Raw genomic sequence first — 19692 nt, 5'->3', positions numbered from 1 at the left:
TGCCAGAACCTACAAAAACAATCGAGCTAAAAGACCCTTCTCTGTTGCGTCAACAGAACTACATCAACGGTGAGTGGGTAGGAGCAGACGATGGCGCTGTTCTGCAGGTGCGTAACCCCGCGACCGGAGCGCTGGTAGCGACAATTCCCGCCATGGGCGTGGCTGAAACGCGTCGTGCTATTGAAGCTGCCAACGCAGCACTTCCTCAATGGCGCTCGATGGTGGCTAAAGACCGCGGCGCGATCATTCGCAAAATCGGCCAATTGATGGTGGAGAATCGTGACGACCTGGCAGCGATTATGACTGCCGAACAGGGAAAGCCGTTGGCGGAATCCAAAGGTGAGATCGACTACGCGGCCGGTTTCCTTGAGTGGTTCGCTGAAGAAGGTCGTCGGGTCTATGGCGAAACCATGCCCCCTCATACAGCAGGACGCCGCGTTCTGGTGACCAAAGAACCAATCGGCGTATTTGCTGCGATCACGCCATGGAACTTCCCTTCTGCGATGATCACTCGTAAAGCAGGCCCAGGTTGGGCAGCGGGCTGCACCGGCGTGATCCGCCCTGCCAGCCAAACTCCCCTCTCCGCTTTGGCAATCGCCGTACTGGCGGAGCGTGCAGGCATGCCTAAAGGCGTGTGCAACGTAATCACTGGCCCATCGAGCGCTACCGGCAAGGAGCTGACCGACAACCCAATCGTCCGTAAGCTCTCGTTCACCGGTTCAACGGAAGTGGGTCGTACTCTGCTCGCGCAATGCGCCCAGACCATTAAGAAAACGTCCATGGAGCTAGGTGGCAACGCACCATTCATCGTCTTCGATGATGCCGACCTAGATGAAGCCGTTAAGGGTGTCCTTGCATCCAAATTCCGCAATACTGGCCAGACGTGTGTATGTGCCAACCGGATTCTGGTTCAAAACGGCGTCTACGACAGCTTCACTGAAAAGCTCAAAGCCGCAGTCAATGCTCTAAAGGTTGCAGATGGCATGACGCCTGGTGCCACCCAAGGCCCCCTGATCAACGAAGCGGCCGTTCTCAAGGTCGAAGAGCATATCGAAGATGCCGTGGGCAAAGGGGCGTTCGTCGTAACGGGCGGAGCACGCCACAGCCTGGGCGGGAATTTTTACCAACCAACAATCTTGGCCAATGTTTCCGTGGATGCGCTTATCTTCCGTGAAGAAACCTTCGGCCCGGTGGCACCACTCTTCCGCTTCAAGACTGAGCAAGAAGCGGTGCAGCTCGCCAATGACACCCCGTTCGGCCTGGCGAGTTATTTCTACACCCGAGATGTGGGTCGAATCTTCCGAGTTAGCGAGGCGCTTGAGTACGGAATCATCGGCGTCAATGAAGGCCTGATCTCGACTCCTGAAGTGCCCTTCGGCGGCGTGAAGGAGAGCGGTCTCGGTCGTGAAGGCAGCCGACACGGCATCGATGAGTATCTGGAAATGAAGTACATGGCAATCGGTGGGATTTAACCGCGAATGCCAAACAGGCGGTCGATCACGGCCGCCATGTGAGATCGAAGGTGATCGAAAGTAAAACAAAGCGCCTTGCTGCATACACATGCACCAGGGCGCTTTTTTATGAGTGAAACCTGAGCCAGAAGCTGGTGACGGACTCAGCGCCTACGGGCTACCAACATTGTCAGCAGAGCCGCGCTCAAGAGGAACACTGCGCTGGCCAAAAACGTTGCCTGATACCCAGCTCCGTCATAGAGCAATCCACCAGCAGTTGCGCCAACTGTAATCGCGAGCTGAATCACAGCCACCATCAGACCACCACCCGCCTCTGCATCCTCCGGCAGCGCTTTTGCGAGCCAGGTGAACCACCCCACTGGCGCACAGGTAGAGACCAAACCCCATCCCCCCAAAAGCACTGCAGTAGGTACAAGCCACGAACCAGCGGCAATCACCGAGAAGGCGATCACGGCCATAATCAAAGGGATGCTCAAAAGGACTCGATGAAGATGCCGGCCAACGAGTGAACCGACCGTCATCGTTCCCACCAGCCCGGCAACGCCAATGATCAGTAGAAGTATCGAGAGCGTCGGCACATCTACATGAGTTACAGCTTCCAGGAAGGGTCTAAGGTAGGTGAACAGAGTGAACTGCCCCATGAACAGGAATGCCACCGCCGCCATCCCTAGAGCAACCTTCACGTTGCCCAGGAGGCGCAATGAGCCGGCAGCGGAGCCCGAGGAACGCTCACTCGGCATACTTGGCAAAGTGAACGCTTGCCAAATCAAAGCGAGAACTGCGAGAGGCACCACGCAGAAGAATGCGCCTCTCCAGCCAATCACTCCCCCCAAAAAACTGCCGACTGGTGCAGCAACGGCGGTTGCTAAAGCCGTACCTCCTTGCATAACCGCAATCGCTTTTGGCACGAGCTCTTCGGGCGCAATTCGCATCATCACTGCAGTGGACATCGACCAGTAACCGCCAATCGCAATACCAAGCACCGCCCGGCCAACCATGAGGACTGTGTAATTAGGTGCGAAGGCCACCAGACAGCCTGAAACTAGCATCAACGCCGTCGTTGCCAGTAGGACAGGCTTTCGATCAATCCCTCGAGTCATCGACGCCAGGAGAAGGCTAGAGACTACGGCGAAAAAGCCCGAAATTGAGATCGCCTGGCCAGCCTGTCCTTCGGTCAGTGACAGGTCGGTGGCTATGGGAGTGAGCAGGCTCACTGGAAGAAACTCTGAGGCCACCAAGGCGAAAGCGCAGAGCGACATCGCGAGTACGGCACCCCATATTTCCCGAGTGATCCGCTGGGCTGGTAAAGCAGTGCTGCTCATAAAAATTCTCGAGTTGCGTGAGATCTTCAAGCGAACGCACCAGGCTCAGCTGGATGCCGAACCTGGTCAGTCGCTATCGGCAGGGGGTTTACTTGAGATTGGCCTGGAAGAACGAGGTCAGCTTGCCGAAGGGAATCAAGTCGACGCGGTCATACAGGTCGACATGTCCAGCATCTGGAACGATTACCAGCTCTTTTGGTTGACCTGCCAGACGATACGCTTCATCGCTGAATTCACGAGAGTGGGCATCCTCGCCGGCGATGAACAGCATCGGGCGCGGGGAGATGGTCTCAATGTCATTGAAGGGATAGAAGTTCATGAACCTGACATTGCTAGTCAGCGTTGGGTGGGTCGTCAGCAGAGGTGACTGACCTTCCGGCGTGAACTGACCACGGGGAGTACGATAGAAATCATAAAACTCACGCTCAATGGCATTGGAGCTTTCAGTCAACTGGTCGACCGTGCCACTGGTGTACTTAGTTTCCCCTCCTGCGAACTCGACATCTCGCTGAGCAGCAGCCTCCGCAATGGCTTGCTTCCTCTGCTCAACCGTCACGGCATGCTTAAGACCATTCCGGTTCGCGCCGCCCATGTCATACATGCTGACCGTGGCAATGGCTTTCAAGCGAGAGTCGATCTTCGCCGCGCTGATGGCAAAACTGCCGCTTCCACAGATGCCCAGAACACCAATTCGATTGCGATCAACGAAGCCTTGTGAACCTAAGTAATCAACAGCAGCACTGAAGTCCTCTGCATAAATGTCTGGTGACACCAGGTTTCGAGGTCGACCATCGCTTTCGCCCCAAAATGAGAGGTCAATCGCAAGGGTCACAAAGCCCTGCTCCGCCAGTTTCTGAGCATAGAGGTTCGAGCTCTGCTCCTTCACCGCACCCATAGGGTGTCCGACGATGATGGCGGGGTGCTTGGCGTTGACGTCCTGTTTTTTTGGAAGGAACAGGTTGCCGACGGTAGTCATCTGGAACTGATTTTTGAACGTCACCCGTTCAAAAGAAACCTGCTCGCTCCTGTAGAAATTGTTAGCCCCATGCGACATGTCAGCGGCTTCGGCACCTATTGAGCCGGCCATTAGGGTCATCGCTGTAATCAGATGCTTCATGGACGTTTACCTTTCTACTCGGAGTGATGTGAAGTGAGAGAGCGCTGGCAGCAATGTTGCTCAGAGATCTCTTCTCGAACACATCATCCTTGGGCAGGCCGGAACATCAGTAGAGCAAACGGATAGTTTCCTTGCCTAATTCTCTAGCCACTGCTGGTCATGCATGGACACCTGCGATCTGTGAGGCGTAGAGTTTTTGAAAGCTCACTGAGACCACCCTCATGACCAGCCCAATGCCAATAACTGCCCCCGCTACCGCATCTTCCTCGCTATGCAGGATCATCAGCGCCCATGCGCCCACCCCAGGAGACTTCGGAACCCCGATCGGGAATCTCAGCGTCTACAGGCGCAACGAGCCGGCCCCTCCAGTTACCTGCATCGTGGAGCCAAGCATCGTCCTGGTTGTACAAGGGGCAAAGGAATTGGTGATTGGGAGCGATGCATATCCCTATGACACGTCGCGATTTCTGGTCACCTCTCTGAACATCCCGGCCACGTCAGCTGTGACAACTGCCAGCGAAGCCGAACCGTGCCTCGGGCTCGTGTTAAAGCTCGACTTACGAATGCTCGCCGAGCTAATCGCCCAGGATGGCCGTCTGCCTGTCAGCAACCAGCCTGTAAATGGAAGCGCTGGCGTCGGCACCCTCAGCCCCAAGCTGATGGAGGGTTTCAGACGGTTGATTGAGTTACTAGAGGAGCCCGATGCGATACCAGTGCTAGGCCCGCTGATCCAGCGAGAAATTCATTATCGACTTCTGTTAAGTGATCAAGCACCGCTACTCCGGAGCATCGCTTCGGTGGGCAGCAAGGGGCACCGTATTGCAAAGGCTATCGACTGGATGAAGCTCAACTACGCCGCGCCGCTACGTGTAGAGGAATTGGCATCGCAGGTTCAGATGGGACTCTCGACCTTCCATCAACACTTCCGGCAACTCACAGCGATGAGCCCTCTGCAGTACCAAAAGTGGCTGAGATTGAACGAGGCGAAGCGATTGATGCTCAACGAAAACTTGGATGCTGCTACAGCTGGTTTTAAAGTGGGTTATGAGAGCCCATCGCAGTTCAGTCGCGAGTATGGGCGGCAGTTCGGAATCCCTCCGAAACGTGATATCGCTGAGTTAAGGCAAAGCGCTAATCGGCCGGGGAGCAACGGACGGTGATGCCGTAACCTGTTGGATAAAACCCAAATGAGTAATTGAACATGGACTCACCGATGATCATCCGAAGAATGCTAGCCCTTTCACATCCTCTTGCAGTCAGTCAGTGCAATCTTGGCCTAAAGATCCCTGCGCTAGTGTATGGGCTGGCAACTCTTGCGATGGCCATCACATTTCCAGCCGCTGCCGCGGACACCCTCCCGAGCAGCAGACCTTCCATAACTGTAGATCAAGAGAACCCTGATATATGGATGTCGGTGGGTGATAGACAATTCGCGATGATCCTGGATGATTCCAAAGCTGCTCGAGCTTTTGCCGAAATGCTGCCCCTTACACTCAACATGGCTGACCTCAACAGCAATGAAAAATATGCTGATCTTCAATCACCCTTGCCGATAAGCGTCTCTAACGTAGATACGATCAACAGAGGCGATGTCATGCTTTATGGGTCGAAGACCTTGGTTATCTTCTACAAGACATTCCAGACCAGCTACTCCTATACCCGGATTGGACGCCTTAGAGATCCAGATGAGCTTGCTAAAGTGCTGGGTCGAAGATCAGTCCAGATTGAGTTTACCCGGGCGATGCCGCAGAGCCTCTAGCACAACCTTGAACGCAGCAGTTTGCTGCCGACGCGTTGGGTAATATAGGTGATAGCCAGGGAAGCTTTCAGACCATGCCCCTAAGACCTCTCTAAGCGCTTGTTGAGTAAGGTGCGCTTGCACTAACTCATTGGGTAATTGAGCTAGTCCTATCCCGGCCAAAGAAGCATCCAGGATTTGCATCACACTGTTCATGATCAGTGGGCCCTTGACCCTAACCCGAAACTCGCTACCGTCACGGTTGAATTCCCATGGATAGAGTCCTCCATGGGTGGGCAGCCGCAGATTAATGCAACGGTGACCAGTCAGATCTTCTGGTTGCGTGGGCGCACCATACCTCTCAAGGTAATCGGGTGAGGCGACAGTCACCATTCGCATCGGAGGGCCAATCGGGACGGCAACCATATCTGCATCGATTATCCCCCCCAATCTGACGCCGGCATCGAAACGCTCGGCGACGATATCGGTCAAGCCGTAGTCAGTGATCAATTCGACCGTTATCTCGGGGAATTCATCAAGCACCGCTTTGAGTCGCGGCCAAATCACCTGGCGGGCTGCAAATTCATCAGCCGTTATGCGCACCGTCCCGGAAGGTCGCTGCCGATATTCAGCCAAAGCTCCAAGATGATTCTCGATTTGATCCAGCAGCGGAGAAATTTCTTGCAGCAGCTTCTCTCCGGCTTCAGTGCGGGTCACGCTGCGGGTGGTACGTGTCAACAGCCGAACACCCAGCCGCTCCTCAAGGCCGCGAATGGTCTGGCTCACGGCAGATGGTGATACCCCAAGATAAGCCGCAGCACGCGTGAAATTTTTTTCTCGCGCAACCGCAACGAAGACCACCAAATCACCCAAGCTATCTGTCAGCATTGTTAAGTATCACTTCAAACCGATTTAACCACTTTGCGGATTATCATATTAAAGCGCTGAAGCTAGAGTCTTGTCACTACAATCGCAATGAGGTGCCTGAGATGAGTGACATCGATTTGACCACCGCCGATATGCAAATCCAAAGGGCGGGTTCGAGCAAAGCGATCCCCGGCCCAGCCGAGTGGTTCACAGGTCGCGTCCGCATCGACCGAATTTTCACGGCCCCTGCGCCTGCACGGGTTGGCGTGGCAGTCGTCAACTTCGAGCCAGGTGCTCGCACGAATTGGCACACCCACCCTTTGGGCCAAACTCTGCTGGTGACCGATGGCGTGGGTTGGACTCAATGCGAAGATGGCCCAAGAACCGAGATACGGGCGGGAGACCTTATTTGGTGTAACTGCGGACGCCGGCATTGGCATGGTGCTACCGACACGACAGCAATGCAGCACGTAGCGATTAACGAATCGCTTGATGGTAAGCCAGTCGAGTGGCTTGAGGCAGTGACGGATGAAGTGTATCTGAGCGGGCCCGTTAAAAAGGATTGAGTAACGAGGCTGATTATCGGCACTCCGAGTCCGCCAGCGGCTTACTTCTTACAGAAGGCAATTAAACCGCACTCACAATTGATCTGAATCAGTCACTCGCCTCACCGACAACTGTACTCAGCAGCAACCTGTTGAACCCGGGAGGCTGATGAAAAATGTGTACCTTTTACTGATAGCTTGCAGCATCTAGTTCCGACAGTCAGGCTAAAGGCACTCACGCTAGCGCCAATAGCCTGACTTTACAAGGTCGAGACTATTACTTTAGAGATGTAGCAGGGGTATGACTCACCTTGGACTCATTATTTTCGTCATGCGGATCTTCGACTGGAATCGGTTTAGTGAGATTCCCAGCGAGAATCATTAGCAGCGTAACGAAAATGTACATGCCGGAAATGGCACCAATAACTCCACCAATTCCGTAATTATTGAAGAGCCCAAGCACCACGAACGGTGAAACGATCAGACCGAGTCGACCGCAGGTCTGAGCCACACCGCCGCCCCGGAAACGGTAGGCCGTAGGGAAGAACTCTGGAGTAGCACCCAGGCTGAGCACCAGGAACGAGGCCACCATTGCCACCAGGAAGAAACCACAAATCAGGACGAATGTCGGCGTGGCCATGAAGGGATAGATACCCGCCATGATCGCGCAAAGGGTACCAAACATCACGATGCCCCAACGCCGACCGATGCGGTCACCAATGAACATGCACAGCAGTGGCCCCGCGACATAACCTGCCATCATGGCCGCATTGAAGCCCAGAGACTTCGAGATGGTCATGCCTTGGCTGACAAAGAAGGTCGGCATCCAGCCGGTTACGCTGTACGAACCAAATAGGCATGTAACCGCCAAAATGATCGCCATCAAGGTACGTGGGAAGACCTTCCGGGTAAGCAATACAGTGATCGGCACCCACTTCGCCGGAGCTGCATAGCCAGGGGTTGCACTGGCACTGACCGGTACCGCATCAGGTGCCGGTGAGGTTACCCCAGCTTCCTTCTCGATCTTCTGCATTACCGCTTCGGCTTCATCGTAGCGACCGCGAGATTCAAGCCACCGCGGCGATTCTGGCAAGGAACGACGTAGCCACCAGACGATGAGGGTGCCAATACCAGCAATGATGAACATTGCACGCCAGCTGAAAGCGGGAATAACCCACATGCTGATCAGCGACGTCATGGACACCCCGGCACCGGCGAAGATACCGAGCATACCCAAGTAGCGGCCTCGCTTGTGAGGTGGGAAAAACTCGGTGATCAGGCCATAGCACATCACGTACTCAGCCCCCATGCCTACACCCTGCAGCCCTCGAATCGCAATCAACCATGGCATGGAAGGAGCAAGCGAACAACAGAGCGCCAAGATACCAAATAGCGCCAGGTTGAACTGGAAGGCGAAACCGCGTCCGAATCGATCACTCATCCAACCGGCAAGTGCCGCACCAATCGCCAGGCCTATAAAGGTTGCCGACAGGAACATGGAGTTGAGCTCGAGCGTGGAATAGCCAGATTGCAGCAAGGACGCCAATACGGAGCCAGCAAGGGTGTTGTCGAAGGAATCGAAGAACATTCCCAGACCAACGAGCCAAATCACTCGACGGTGGAATCGGCTGATCGGCAGGTTATCCAGTCGAGCAGCGGCGTTAACGATTTTCATGGACGACCTCCAAGGCTAACCACCACTTGAAACTCGCTGAGCTCATTTCGTCCAGTGCGGCTCTGCGCAGCGCATCGCTGCGAAGGGGGTTTGGAAGAAGAATACATTGTCATGCGTCTCTCCAGATTTTTTGTTGTTGTTGTGTAGGGCGGCATCCCTGCTGCAGCCGATTGATTTCAACTGCATTTACTTGCGATCTCTGCGACCGCTTTTCTGGACATACAAGGACTTATGGCACCGCCGGCAGAGCCGAGCAGCGCTTTCGCTTCATGCGATTTTTTCAACCTGAGTACAGACCGGCAGCCCTCGCGCGCTGAACCGCCAAGCCGATCACTAAATCCAACTTCGGGGTTTCAACACCTGCTAAGCGAGCAAGCTCCAAAGGCATCTGCAACATGGCATCGACCTCCATAGAGCGCCCAAGCTCCAGGTCTTGCAGGATGCTTTGCTTGTGTTTTGAAACAGAGAGCTTGGGCAAGCCAACGTATGGATCGCCAGGATCACAACCCAGCGCTCGCGCGATGGCTGCACCCTCCTCTGCCATTCCCCGAGCGAAGCCCGCCACAGCGTCGTTGCACAATGCATCCTTCATCGCCGACCCAGTCAGGATGCCCAACGATCCTCCGACCAAGTTCATCAAGAGCTTGGCCCATACGGCATCACGGATTTTCGGGGTTACTTCAGCGTCCATTCCTCCATCTCGAAGAACAGACGCAAGAGCCTCAAGCCGCTCATCTGCGACTCCGTCGGGACGGCCGAACACCAGACGATTTTGAGGGTTCTGCACGGTGATGTGCCCGGGGGCTGTAACCGTACAAGCCGTGTAGGCCACGGCTCCAACCGCCCGCTCTGGACGCACCGTATTCCAAAGCGCTGCATTGGGATCGATGCGTGGCAATTGAGTGCCATCCAGTGGCCCGCCGCTGCCATGGAAAAACCACCAAGGAATGCCATTCATCGCGAACAACACCAATGTGTGGTCACCCAGGAGAGGGGCAATGCCTTGAACCATTTGTTCGAGGGCTGGGGCCTTCACAGCCACGATTACCACGTCTTGCGGCCCTACATCAGTCGCCGACTCACTGGCGAATGGATGAACGTGAAGCAAACCTTCAGGAGTCTGTACACGAAGCCCATCGACTTTGATTGCAGACAACTGACTACCGCGGGCAATGACCGATACTTCAGCCCCACCTTTGACTAATCTCGCTGCCAGGTGACCGCCGACAGCGCCGGCGCCATAAACACAAACTTTCATAATTCCTCACCCTTTCGAAGAGCCTGCTTGAGCGTGCAGGAGCACATCAAACACGAGCAGAAAGCGTTACTGGGTCACGCAAACTGCATGCGTTTTTGAGTGGCCGCAGCCACGAGGAAAGTGATGTCATTACCCGTTGAGACATACTGGGCTCCCATCGCAAGCAGCTTCTTCATCTGCTCAGGATGATTACCAAGGCCACCCACACCAAGCACCTTCTTATGCGCACGGCAGGCCTCCAGGGTTCGCAAGAAAGCTTCTTGCACTTGGGGGTGGTCGACTTGCCCTGGCAAGCCCAACGCGGTACTCAAGTCACTTGCGCCAACCAGAAGGATGTCGATGCCCTCGACCGCCGCAATTTCGTCAACGGCGGCCAGGCCTTCTGGCGACTCGATCATCGCAATGATCAAGCTGGCATCGTCCAGCTGACGCGTTGTCTCTGCTGACGGCATGGAACGGTAATGCATTTGTGGTGGCGCACCGGCGACTGAGCGAAGCCCAAGCGGCGGATGCTTGGCAGCTCGAACCACCGCTTGAGCGTCTGCTGCCGACTGCACACTCGGTACAACAATGCCCATGGCACCCGCGTCCAGCACACGCGTGATGAAATGCGGGTCGACACCAGGTACACGAACTAAAGGTGTGACACCCAAGCCAATGCAAGCCATGCAGATATGGCCAGCGGCATCCAGAGGGAAACTGCTGTGCTCCATGTCGATGTAGATCGAGTCAAAACCAGCCGTGTAAGCAATGCTGGCAATGTCGACTGTGCGCACCAGCCGCACCGTCATCGAATAGACAGGTTCGCCGCGGGCGAGCTTTTCCTTCAGAGGATTGCGAAGGCGTTTGTCTGCTGAATTCATTTTTCTTGTTCCCGTCAGCAACGAAGATGAGAGCCACAAACACCCTGGGCTAGGTCGTGAGGTACGTAACCCAGGGGCCGTGGCGCGCGACTAGCCGGTAGCAGTAACCCGCTGAGAACGACTACCCGCCGCGCAAATTCAATATATCTCGCATAATGGGATTTAGTCAATTGCATGTGCGATCAAAAAATACCTTCATAGGCGCATATCCAATGCAAGACATTGAGTATCTAACTGTTTTTGTTGATTTTTTTGAAAGGTGCAGCTCGTCAGATCTGAAGGCAGACCAAAAAATCACATTATCTCTAATTGTGACATTGACAGAATTTCTCTGAACGAGAATCGGAGGGCGGCGTTAAGAATCACAGGTAGCCGCTAGCGGGCCGCTGCACGAACGCAGCGACCCAGGTAGGGAGAGGTGATGTCAGCTTTCGCCGACTCGACAGAAGTGATTAGAGAGTCGGCGAATCGGAGAGTAGATGTGGGTTTGCCTGTGCAAGCCGATTCGAGATCTCACGAGCTGCACGCTTCACTGAAAGCACTGCTCGCTTGAAGTCGACATCTCGGCGCTCGCGCTCATCCCAAGCTACGCCCAAGCTACCCAAAACTGCGTTGTGGTCATTAAAGATCGGGGCCGCTACCCCAAAGACGCCGGGATTGAACTCTCCCTTAGTAACCAGGTGACCATCCTTGCGGATTTTGCTCAGGCCGCTTCGAAACTCATCCCAGTTCTGCCCCAAGCCTGCTTCCATGATTTCAGCCTGGCTCCGGCTGAAAATGCTCTTCAACCGATGGTGCGGGAAATGCGCCAGGATGACTTTAGACACAGCTCCCTTGAACAGGGGACGACTCTGCCCCCTGCAGAACCTATTTTCTGGGCTGAGTGGAGCACGGTGCTCTCGAATGCACAGGACGGAGTCACGGAATACCGTGCAGAGCAGTGAAGAGTGGCCAATGGTATCGACCAGTTCTTCAAGAACCCCCTTGCTGGCTTGCAGGAGAGGGTCGGTGTTACGGATCTGTAGATCTAATTCAATGATCCGCGGGCCGAGGACGTAGTAGCCGTTCCCTGCGGCGCTCAGCAAACCCGCCGAATGCAGAGCTTTGATGTAGCGATAGCCGGTAGATCGCGAAGTCTCGAGGGCCTCGATGAGCTCAACTGTTGACCAGGCCGGCTTTGACTCGCTGAATAGGTCGAGGATGCTAAGCATCTTGGTAAGACTGCTTCCTCCATCTCGGCCATGATCGCCATTCTCAACCTCAAATTTCTCGTCTTGCACCGCTTCACTCTCCATCGCCACCCCCTCTAAATCGGCTCAGCCGCTCGGATCTTCACCGCACCGTCAGCCTTCAGTCACCGAAGCTAAATCGACCTGCAAGGCATTACCAATGCAGCCGTTTTTGTTGTAGGTAATGCTGCAATATAGGATTTGCACAAACTATAGTCAACGTAAGCTCCATGACCATCATCAGCATGAGCCCGACGTGTGGTTCAGCTGCCGCCATTACTGCCAGCAAAGCCAGTAAATACGGGCTATACAGCCGAGTTAATCACGATAATTAAGGTGGAATCTGCTGCCTTTCCCGGGCATCGTCCACCCGCGAAAAAACGTTTGATAAATCCCAAATGGTGAGTATTATTAAAAAACAGACGTGCCATAGGAAGGATGCTCGCAGCCCTTCACGGCGCATACTGCGAATAAGAACAATTTTTGACTGAAGGAAAACGCGATGAAAGCAGTTGTGTTTCTGGGTGAAGGCAAGCTTGAGATCCGCGAATACCCAGACCCGGTACCGGGCCCAGATGAGGTAGTCATTCGCATGAAGGCCTCTGGCATGTGCGGCAGCGACCTTCACCACCTCCACGGCCCCAAACGCAGCGAATCTCAGATCGTCATCGAAGGCCATGAGCCATGTGGCGTCGTCGAGATGGTCGGCAGCGCTGTTTCGCCAAAAGAAGCCAAAGTCGGCGATCGAGTCATGGTGCACCACTATGACGGCTGCCGCACCTGCCAATACTGCCGTTCCGGCTGGACACAATTCTGCCCCACTGACCGCACCGTTTTCGGCGGACTGGATGGCGATGGCGGTCATGCCGAGTTCATGAAGATCCCCGCCCACACCCTTATCAAACTGCCAGACGAGCTCTCCTTCAAAGCTGGTGCAGCCATCTCCTGCGGTAGCGGCACTGCCTTCGGGGCAATCAAGCGTGTCGGACTGAGCGCTGACGATACCATTGCTATTTATGGACAAGGCCCGGTCGGATTGAGCTGCACCCTCCTCGCAAAAGCTTTCGGTGCGCGCGTAATTGCCCTGGACGTTGAGCCATCTCGCCTGGAAATGGCAAAGAAGTTTGGCGCTGATTACGTCATCAACTCGCGTGAAGAAGACCCAGTGGCCGCAGTACGCGCCCTGACTCGAGGCGGCCAAGGTGCTGACAAGTCGATTGAATGCAGTGCTAATGAAACAGCTCGCCGGCACGCAGTGGAGTCAATCCGCCGCTGGGGCTCAGCCTGCCTGGTGGGTGTATTCGGCAAGTTTGAACTGGACAGTTCGGAAATCATTCTCCTGCAGAAGACTGTCCTGGGCTCGCTGACCTTCAGCAAAAACCTTCAAGAGGAATGCGCCCTGTTCGTTGCAGAGCGCGGCCTGGACGTCGACTCGCTATTCACCCACGAGTTCCGCTTGGAGCAAGCAGAGGAAGCTTACGACCTGTTCGACAAGCGCAAGATTGGTAAAGGCGTGTTCATGTTCGACTAACGCCTCGCTGTTGAAGGCGAGCCATTCCTTAATGGCATCGCCTCCAGAGGCCAAGCCCAAACGAAAAGATCTTGTGCAAGAGGCGAATCATGTCAGCAGACAACCAAACCGTAACGCTGTGCGCTGATGCTCAAGCGTTCCTCTCACGCGAACAGCATGGCTTGTTTATCGATGGCGCGTTTGTAGCCGCAGAGTCGGGCAAGACCATCAGCACAGTGAACCCTAGCAACGGCGAAGTCCTCGCTAAACTGGCCGCGGGGGATAAAGCAGATGTCGAGCATGCCGTAAAAGCAGCACGTCGCGCATTCGAGGGGCCCTGGAGCAACTGGAGCCCGTACCAACGCCAGGAATTGCTTTTCCGTTTACACCAGGTCTTGGATCAACGATTCGAAGAACTGGTGCAAATCGAATCCATGGACATGGGCGCGCCCATTGCGCGCCTGCGGAACACGAAGCCAGCCTTGCTGAAAATGCTTCTGTTCTTTGCAGCACAAGCTGCGAACATCAAGGGTGAAACCTTGATGAACGGCATCCCTGGGCAAGTTGCAACCATGTCGCTGAAAGCACCGGTCGGTGTAGTCGGCGGCATCATCCCGTGGAATGGCCCACTCAACAGCCAGTTCTGGGTTCTTGGAGCAGTATTGGCTACGGGCTGCACAGTCGTTTTGAAGCCTGCAGAAGACGCATCGCTATCCGTCTTGCGAGTAGCTGAAATCCTGCATGAAGCAGGTGTTCCGGCGGGTGTTGTCAACGTCGTAACCGGTTATGGAGCGGAAGCTGGGCATGCTCTCGCCAGCCATCCAGGTGTTGATCGCATAGCCTTCACCGGGTCGACTCAAACTGGCCGCAGCATCATCCAAGCCTCCACTGTGAACATCAAGAAATTGCAGCTGGAATTGGGCGGAAAATCAGCGGATATCATCTTCAAAGACGCCAACCTGGAAAAAGCAGTACCCGGCGCGGCTATGGGGGTTTTCGCTAACTCTGGGCAGATTTGCTTCGCTGGCACCAGGGTGTTGGTGCAACGATCTGTGGTGGACGAATTCTCAGAGCGGCTAATGGGGTTCATGGACACACTACGGGTTGGGCGTAGCTTGGACACTCAATCCAACATGGGGCCCATCATCTCGCAGCGGCAACTCGACAGCGTCATGTCCTACATCAAAATAGGTCAAGACGAAGGTGCCGAGCTGTTGTGTGGCGGCAAGCGCTTGGGCGGCAACCTTGAGGGTGGATACTTCGTGGAGCCAACCGTTTTCACGAATGTGAACAACCAAATGCGCATTGCCCGTGAGGAAATTTTTGGGCCAGTCCTTTCAATCTTGCCGTTTGATGATGAAGAAGAGGCGCTGACAATCGCGAATGACAGCGACTATGGCTTAGGTGGAGCCGTTTGGACTCAAGATATATCCAAAGCACTGCGAGTAGTAAACGGAGTAAAAACCGGAACTATGTGGGTCAACTGCTATGGCTATATCGACCCACTCGTCGGATTTGGCGGTACAAAGATGAGTGGCTATGGCGCCAAAGGAAGTGCGGCGCATCTCGACACCTACCTCTATAGCAAAACTGTTTATATCGAGCTTTAACTTCACAGCAAGACCAGTGCTGTAATTAACACTCTAGGCTCTGCGCATCAGGGCTTGGAGCGTTGATCCATAAGCAGTAAATGAGCAAGTGCACTTAGATCGGGAAAGCTAACCCAAGCTCCGGGGGTTACGCCTGCGTGCACTACTGAAACTTTCAAACAATTAAGTGAGCGAGAAGTAAAATGGCTAAGGTTAAAATCGCCGTAATCCCTGGCGACGGCATTGGTAAAGAAGTTATCCCCGAAGGCATCCTCGCACTGGAAGCGGCCGGCAGAAAATTCGGCGTTGAGTTTGAATGGACGGAATTCGACTGGTCGTGTGAAACCTACCACAAGACCGGGCGTATGATGCCCGAAGATGGCCTGGAGCAACTCAAAAAATTCGATGCAATTTATCTGGGCGCTGTCGGATTCCCTGGTGTTCCAGATCACATTTCGCTCTGGGGCTTGCTGCTTCCTATCCGCAGAGAGTTTTGCCAGTACGTGAACCTTCGCCCCGTGCGTTTGTTTGAAGGTGTTCCCTGCCCCCTCGCAGGCAAGAAACCAGGCGATATTGATTTTTACGTAGTACGTGAAAACGTAGAAGGCGAATACTCTGCCATCGGCGGCATTCAATATGAAGGAACCGAAGACGAGGTAGTTTCCCAGCAGAGCCTCTTCACCCGTAAGGGTACCGACCGCATTCTGCGCTATGCCTTTGAACTCGCACAGCAGCGCCCGAAAAAGCATCTGACATCCGCGACCAAGTCGAATGGCCTCTATCACTCGATGCCCTACTGGGATAAGCGTGTGGCAGAAATGGCTAAGAACTATCCGCAGGTCAATGTGGATCAGTACCACATCGACATCCTGACAGCTAACTTCGTACGCATGCCTGAGCATTACGACGTTGTAGTAGGTTCTAATCTGTTCGGCGACATCCTGTCAGACCTGGGGCCAGGCTGCACCGGTACTATTGCAATTGCACCATCTGCAAACATCAACCCTGACAAGCAATACCCGTCAATGTTCGAACCTGTTCATGGCTCTGCACCAGACATTGCCGGTCAAGGGATCGCCAACCCACTGGGAACCATCTGGGCAGGTGCGATGATGATGCAGCACCTCGGCCATCCGGAAGTTCATGACTGTTTGCTCAAAGCGATGGAAGACGTGTTGAAAGATGGTCGCTCGTTGACACGTGACATGGGCGGCACCGCCAGCACTCGCGAACTGGGCGCAGCTCTCGTAGACAAAATCATGTAAAGAAATCTGTTACTGCGGTGCAGGGGTAGCTTAAGCATAGAGCTACCCCTCGAACACTTTTCATAACAAAAATAAGATAGGTGTCACCATGCGTCCGACCTCCATGAAGTTCGTCCCTATTGTATGCCTTAGCACCCTGAGCATTGCAACGCTCGCAGAGGCCGACATTATAAAAGATAGCAAAGCCAAACTGGATTTGCGAAACTTTTATATGAACCGTGATTTACGTGACAAAAATGCGCCGCAAAGTAAATCCGAAGAGTGGGCGCAAGGGTTCCTTTTCCGGGCCGAGTCCGGCTATACCGAAGGCCCTGTAGGTTTTGGCTTGGACGTGATGGGCTTTATGGGGCTCAAACTGGATTCGAGCCCTGATAACTTTGGAACTGGGTTGCTAAAAGGTGACAAAAGTCGTCATGCCAAAGATGAGTATGGGGAAGCAGGTTTCCTAGCAAAGGCACGGTGGTCAAAAACCGATGTCAAAGTAGGTACGCAAGAGCCTCTTCTCCCTCCACTGGTTCGAAACGACACTCGCTTGCTACCTCAGACATTCCGCGGAGCATCGATCAATACCCGCGACATCGAAGACCTGAACTTGGATATCGCTCGATATGACCGAGTAAACTATCGCGACTCATCAAACAACGAAAAGATGACTGTAAAGCAAAGCGGTGGCAGAAACATTGTCTTGGGACAACAAAAGACAAGTGACGAATTTATCCTTGGCGGCGGTACCTACCAGCTAACCCCAGACCTAGCTGCAAGCTACTTCTACAGTGAGCTGGATGGCCTCTATAAGCAACATTATGGCAGCGTTGTACACACTCTACCGCTAGGGCCCGGACAGAATTTTAAAACGGACATCCGTTTCGCTCGATCGACCGATGACGGCAACAGCAACATCGACAACGATGTGTTTGGCGCACAGTTCAGCTATAAAACCGGCGGTAATATTTTCAGCGTCGCTTATCAACAGCTGAGTGGTGACACAGGCTTCGCTCAAGTCAACGGCACTGATAACAGCTTGGTCAACCAGTCCCAGCTTGGTGATTTTGGCGGCCAAAATGAACACTCCTGGCAATTCAGGCACGACTACAACTTTGCCGCTCTTGGAGTACCAGGCCTTACGTTAATGAACCGATACTTTATCGGCGATCATGCAACCCGTATTAGGCAAGGTGAAGGTAAAACCTGGGAACGAAACTTGATTCTCACTTATGTAGTTCAAAGCGGCCCCTTCAAGGACGTTGCTTTCTCCTGGAGAAACGGGATCACCAGAAGCAACTTCAACAGCGACGTCGACGAGAACCGCTTGATCATCACGTACAGCATCCCCCTGTGGTAACTCCGATATAATTCTGTCACTGTCGAATTAACAGTCTTTTCAATCGAAACCAACGGCTTGAGTCTATGCAAATCCGGACTCAAGCCGCCTGCCCGTTAAAGTCACAACCTCACAGAGACGCTAGATCCGGAAAGCTCGTATACCCTCCTCCTCCTCCTCCTCCTCCTCCTCCTCCTCTTCCTCTTCCTCTCCCGTTTCCTCTTTCCTACCCCTGACACCCAGCACCCGCAGGCGCAACCAGCGCCCCTCCGGCCGTCCAAAACGTCATACAGTCTCAACTAAAACTTGATCCTCATGGTAAATCCCAAAGAGGCTGAGCACTCCATCAACCTTTTCTCCTCTACCACAACCATCTTCAAAATAATTCATTACAAGAGCTAGTGAGGTTCGGTTCCCTCGCTATTGTTGAGAGCCTAGATCGCATACCATGCTAGATGCATGAATCGATTGTGGGCCTTCAGAATCCAAGACACACGAATTAAGAAAAAAAAAGCCGCGGAAGCGTTAACTTCCACGACCGAAAAAAATACCGCTGAATCATGTACCATTCAGCGAAGACTTATAGGTTTCTCGACTAGAGCCAATAGTAAGCGCAGCGACAACCGAGCAGACAGAGGATACAAGAGCAACTGGCCACCACGCATTATCATTCGCCGTCGACAACAACTGAGCAATCAAAGGGGAGAACCCAGTCAATATCAAGCCAATTTGAAGACCTACTGCGAACCCAGTAATACGAAAACGAGTACTGAACAACTCACTGTAAAAGATTGGATAAACGCCATTAATTAAGCCCCACGCTATAGAGAAGCTTAAAAACATTCCAAAATAAACCATTGGAATATTACCCGCAGCGACAGCCCAGAAGTATAGCCATACTGAGAGCGCGCCTATCAAATTCCCTGCTATCAAAATAGGCTTACGGCCTATTTTATCACTCAGGAAACCGCCTAGCGGCAAAAAGATCATCGCTGCAAAATAGCTTACCGCGACGATATTGAGCATTGTTGAGGATGCGATGCCTGCTATGTTGGTGGCGTAGGTTAGACCATACACCGGAACAATGACACTGAGAACAATTTGAAGGGAGCTTGCTATGACGCGCAGAAAGTCTACTGGCTGCTCTCGAAGCACTGAGATGAGAGGTGGCCGAGATACCTGGGCCTCACTTTTCTGTTTCAGAAAAATTTCGGGCTCCTTAATCCACCATCGGACGAAGACCCCCACCACTACCAAAATCAAACTGGAGAGAAATGGAATCCGCCACCCCCACGACAGCATATCTTCTTTGGGGAGAGCTGCTACTGCCATGAATGACAAAGTCGCAAGGAGATACCCGAACACGGCGCCGGTCGCAGATATTGAGGTATAGAACCCTCTATGGCCTTGGGGCGCGTGTTCAGCGGTGAATGAGCAAGAGCTTGCGAGCTCACCACCTGCTGATAATCCTTGAGCGATACGGAACAGCACCAGGAGAATAGGGGCCCATACGCCGATCGAGTCGTAACTCGGGAGGCAGCCGATAGCGAAAGTTGCGAATCCCATTACGAGTAAAATCGCAAGCAGTACCTTTCGCCTTCCAAACCTATCACCAAAATGGCCAGCAAGTACGCCGCCTAAAGGCCTAGCCAAATAAGCGACACCATAGCTGCTGAGCGCCAAGAGCAAACCAGTAGCTCCACTGCTAGGAAAGAATACCGTGCTGAATACAAGCGCTGAAGCAGTGGCGTAGATGTAGAGATCATAGTATTCCAGTGCCGTACCAACAAAGGACGCCACCGTTGCACGCTTCGCTTGATTGGGTTGCGGGTCGGTTTCAACCAATGGCCCGTAGTCGATCTGCGTCGTCATATTCTGTTCCTTGTTCTTATTTTGCACAGTTTTGGCGATTAGGCTGCGG

General features: G+C 53.7%; 16 protein-coding genes. 8 read left to right on the top strand and 8 right to left on the bottom strand.

All coding sequences use genetic code 11. The features are described from left to right. The first annotated feature begins 20 nt into the window (after positions 1–20). Positions 21–1472 carry an NAD-dependent succinate-semialdehyde dehydrogenase gene (locus ACIPW4_RS12945; RefSeq protein ID WP_400658630.1) on the top strand — a complete coding sequence of 484 codons (1452 nt, stop codon included), beginning with the start codon at positions 21–23 and terminating at the stop codon, positions 1470–1472. A gap of 143 nt (positions 1473–1615) precedes the next feature. On the opposite strand, the gene ACIPW4_RS12940 is transcribed toward ACIPW4_RS12945, so the two are convergent. After that, complete coding sequence (locus ACIPW4_RS12940) at positions 1616–2794, bottom strand: MFS transporter (RefSeq protein WP_400658355.1); 1179 nt, start codon at positions 2792–2794, stop codon at positions 1616–1618. 88 nt (positions 2795–2882) lie between these two features. Then, positions 2883–3911 (bottom strand): alpha/beta hydrolase, encoded by a 1029-nt coding sequence (locus ACIPW4_RS12935; protein WP_400658353.1) that lies wholly within the window; start codon positions 3909–3911, stop codon positions 2883–2885. A 221-nt stretch (positions 3912–4132) separates the two neighbouring features. Between ACIPW4_RS12935 and ACIPW4_RS12930 the strand changes: the two genes are divergently transcribed. Both ACIPW4_RS12930 and ACIPW4_RS12925 read left to right on the top strand, forming a co-directional pair. Then, on the top strand, positions 4133–5071 hold the full coding sequence (locus ACIPW4_RS12930; protein ID WP_400658351.1) for an AraC family transcriptional regulator N-terminal domain-containing protein: 939 nt from the start codon (positions 4133–4135) through the stop codon (positions 5069–5071). 41 nt (positions 5072–5112) lie between these two features. Then, positions 5113–5670 carry a cyclophilin-like fold protein gene (locus tag ACIPW4_RS12925; protein WP_400658349.1) on the top strand — a complete coding sequence of 186 codons (558 nt, stop codon included), beginning with the start codon at positions 5113–5115 and terminating at the stop codon, positions 5668–5670. On the opposite strand, the gene ACIPW4_RS12920 is transcribed toward ACIPW4_RS12925, so the two are convergent. Further along, on the bottom strand, positions 5626–6537 hold the full coding sequence (locus ACIPW4_RS12920) for a LysR family transcriptional regulator (protein ID WP_400658347.1): 912 nt from the start codon (positions 6535–6537) through the stop codon (positions 5626–5628). The genes ACIPW4_RS12925 and ACIPW4_RS12920 overlap by 45 nt on opposite strands. Before the next feature lie 101 nt (positions 6538–6638). Between ACIPW4_RS12920 and ACIPW4_RS12915 the strand changes: the two genes are divergently transcribed. After that, positions 6639–7082, top strand: a complete 444-nt coding sequence (locus tag ACIPW4_RS12915) for a cupin domain-containing protein (RefSeq protein WP_400658345.1) — start codon at positions 6639–6641, stop codon at positions 7080–7082. A gap of 256 nt (positions 7083–7338) precedes the next feature. Here the strand turns inward: ACIPW4_RS12915 and ACIPW4_RS12910 are convergent, their stop codons facing one another. The 4 genes from ACIPW4_RS12910 to ACIPW4_RS12895 all read right to left on the bottom strand — a co-directional run bounded on the left by ACIPW4_RS12910 (position 7339) and on the right by ACIPW4_RS12895 (position 12152). After that, complete coding sequence (locus ACIPW4_RS12910; RefSeq protein WP_400658343.1) at positions 7339–8736, bottom strand: MFS transporter; 1398 nt, start codon at positions 8734–8736, stop codon at positions 7339–7341. Between the two features lie 280 nt (positions 8737–9016). Continuing rightward, positions 9017–9994 carry a ketopantoate reductase family protein gene (locus tag ACIPW4_RS12905; protein WP_400658341.1) on the bottom strand — a complete coding sequence of 326 codons (978 nt, stop codon included), beginning with the start codon at positions 9992–9994 and terminating at the stop codon, positions 9017–9019. A gap of 74 nt (positions 9995–10068) precedes the next feature. Next, the gene (locus ACIPW4_RS12900; RefSeq protein WP_400658339.1) at positions 10069–10857 is read right to left on the bottom strand and encodes an HpcH/HpaI aldolase/citrate lyase family protein; all 789 of its coding nucleotides are present in this window, start codon (positions 10855–10857) and stop codon (positions 10069–10071) included. A gap of 452 nt (positions 10858–11309) precedes the next feature. Further along, positions 11310–12152, bottom strand: coding sequence for an IclR family transcriptional regulator (locus ACIPW4_RS12895; RefSeq protein WP_400658337.1), 843 nt, complete (start codon positions 12150–12152; stop codon positions 11310–11312). A 436-nt stretch (positions 12153–12588) separates the two neighbouring features. Here ACIPW4_RS12895 and ACIPW4_RS12890 point away from each other — a divergent pair, with 436 nt between their 5' ends. The 4 genes from ACIPW4_RS12890 (at position 12589) to ACIPW4_RS12875 (ending at position 17792) form a co-directional block, all read left to right on the top strand. Further along, the gene (locus tag ACIPW4_RS12890; RefSeq protein ID WP_088512821.1) at positions 12589–13617 is read left to right on the top strand and encodes a zinc-binding dehydrogenase; all 1029 of its coding nucleotides are present in this window, start codon (positions 12589–12591) and stop codon (positions 13615–13617) included. Positions 13618–13706: 89 nt separating this feature from the next. Beyond that, positions 13707–15206 (top strand): aldehyde dehydrogenase family protein, encoded by a 1500-nt coding sequence (locus ACIPW4_RS12885; protein ID WP_400658335.1) that lies wholly within the window; start codon positions 13707–13709, stop codon positions 15204–15206. Positions 15207–15388: 182 nt separating this feature from the next. Then, the gene (locus ACIPW4_RS12880) at positions 15389–16450 is read left to right on the top strand and encodes a tartrate dehydrogenase (protein ID WP_400658333.1); all 1062 of its coding nucleotides are present in this window, start codon (positions 15389–15391) and stop codon (positions 16448–16450) included. Between the two features lie 88 nt (positions 16451–16538). Beyond that, positions 16539–17792, top strand: a complete 1254-nt coding sequence (locus ACIPW4_RS12875) for an OprD family porin (RefSeq protein WP_400658331.1) — start codon at positions 16539–16541, stop codon at positions 17790–17792. A 537-nt stretch (positions 17793–18329) separates the two neighbouring features. Here ACIPW4_RS12875 and ACIPW4_RS12870 read toward each other — a convergent pair. After that, positions 18330–19643: an MFS transporter gene (locus ACIPW4_RS12870; RefSeq protein WP_400658329.1), complete on the bottom strand. Its 1314-nt coding sequence runs from the start codon at positions 19641–19643 to the stop codon at positions 18330–18332. Between the last annotated feature and the right edge of the window lie 49 nt (positions 19644–19692).

This window comes from Pseudomonas sp. NPDC089996, assembly GCF_044748405.1.
In the GTDB taxonomy this organism is placed as follows: domain Bacteria; phylum Pseudomonadota; class Gammaproteobacteria; order Pseudomonadales; family Pseudomonadaceae; genus Aquipseudomonas.
This window is presented reverse-complemented; position numbering and strand designations above follow the sequence as displayed.

What these genes read in the sequence shown, in the direction of transcription:
- ACIPW4_RS12890 (WP_088512821.1), top strand. Translation starts at nt 12,589, where the DNA reads ATGAAAGCAGTTGTGTTTCTGGGTGAAGGCAAGCTTGAGATCCGCGAA.
- ACIPW4_RS12885 (WP_400658335.1), top strand. Translation starts at nt 13,707, where the DNA reads ATGTCAGCAGACAACCAAACCGTAACGCTGTGCGCTGATGCTCAAGCG.
- ACIPW4_RS12940 (WP_400658355.1), bottom strand. Translation starts at nt 2,794, where the DNA reads ATGAGCAGCACTGCTTTACCAGCCCAGCGGATCACTCGGGAAATATGG.
- ACIPW4_RS12900 (WP_400658339.1), bottom strand. Translation starts at nt 10,857, where the DNA reads ATGAATTCAGCAGACAAACGCCTTCGCAATCCTCTGAAGGAAAAGCTC.
- ACIPW4_RS12935 (WP_400658353.1), bottom strand. Translation starts at nt 3,911, where the DNA reads ATGAAGCATCTGATTACAGCGATGACCCTAATGGCCGGCTCAATAGGT.
- ACIPW4_RS12915 (WP_400658345.1), top strand. Translation starts at nt 6,639, where the DNA reads ATGAGTGACATCGATTTGACCACCGCCGATATGCAAATCCAAAGGGCG.
- ACIPW4_RS12895 (WP_400658337.1), bottom strand. Translation starts at nt 12,152, where the DNA reads ATGGAGAGTGAAGCGGTGCAAGACGAGAAATTTGAGGTTGAGAATGGC.
- ACIPW4_RS12920 (WP_400658347.1), bottom strand. Translation starts at nt 6,537, where the DNA reads ATGCTGACAGATAGCTTGGGTGATTTGGTGGTCTTCGTTGCGGTTGCG.
- ACIPW4_RS12880 (WP_400658333.1), top strand. Translation starts at nt 15,389, where the DNA reads ATGGCTAAGGTTAAAATCGCCGTAATCCCTGGCGACGGCATTGGTAAA.
- ACIPW4_RS12930 (WP_400658351.1), top strand. Translation starts at nt 4,133, where the DNA reads ATGACCAGCCCAATGCCAATAACTGCCCCCGCTACCGCATCTTCCTCG.
- ACIPW4_RS12870 (WP_400658329.1), bottom strand. Translation starts at nt 19,643, where the DNA reads ATGACGACGCAGATCGACTACGGGCCATTGGTTGAAACCGACCCGCAA.
- ACIPW4_RS12905 (WP_400658341.1), bottom strand. Translation starts at nt 9,994, where the DNA reads ATGAAAGTTTGTGTTTATGGCGCCGGCGCTGTCGGCGGTCACCTGGCA.
- ACIPW4_RS12925 (WP_400658349.1), top strand. Translation starts at nt 5,113, where the DNA reads ATGGACTCACCGATGATCATCCGAAGAATGCTAGCCCTTTCACATCCT.
- ACIPW4_RS12875 (WP_400658331.1), top strand. Translation starts at nt 16,539, where the DNA reads ATGCGTCCGACCTCCATGAAGTTCGTCCCTATTGTATGCCTTAGCACC.
- ACIPW4_RS12910 (WP_400658343.1), bottom strand. Translation starts at nt 8,736, where the DNA reads ATGAAAATCGTTAACGCCGCTGCTCGACTGGATAACCTGCCGATCAGC.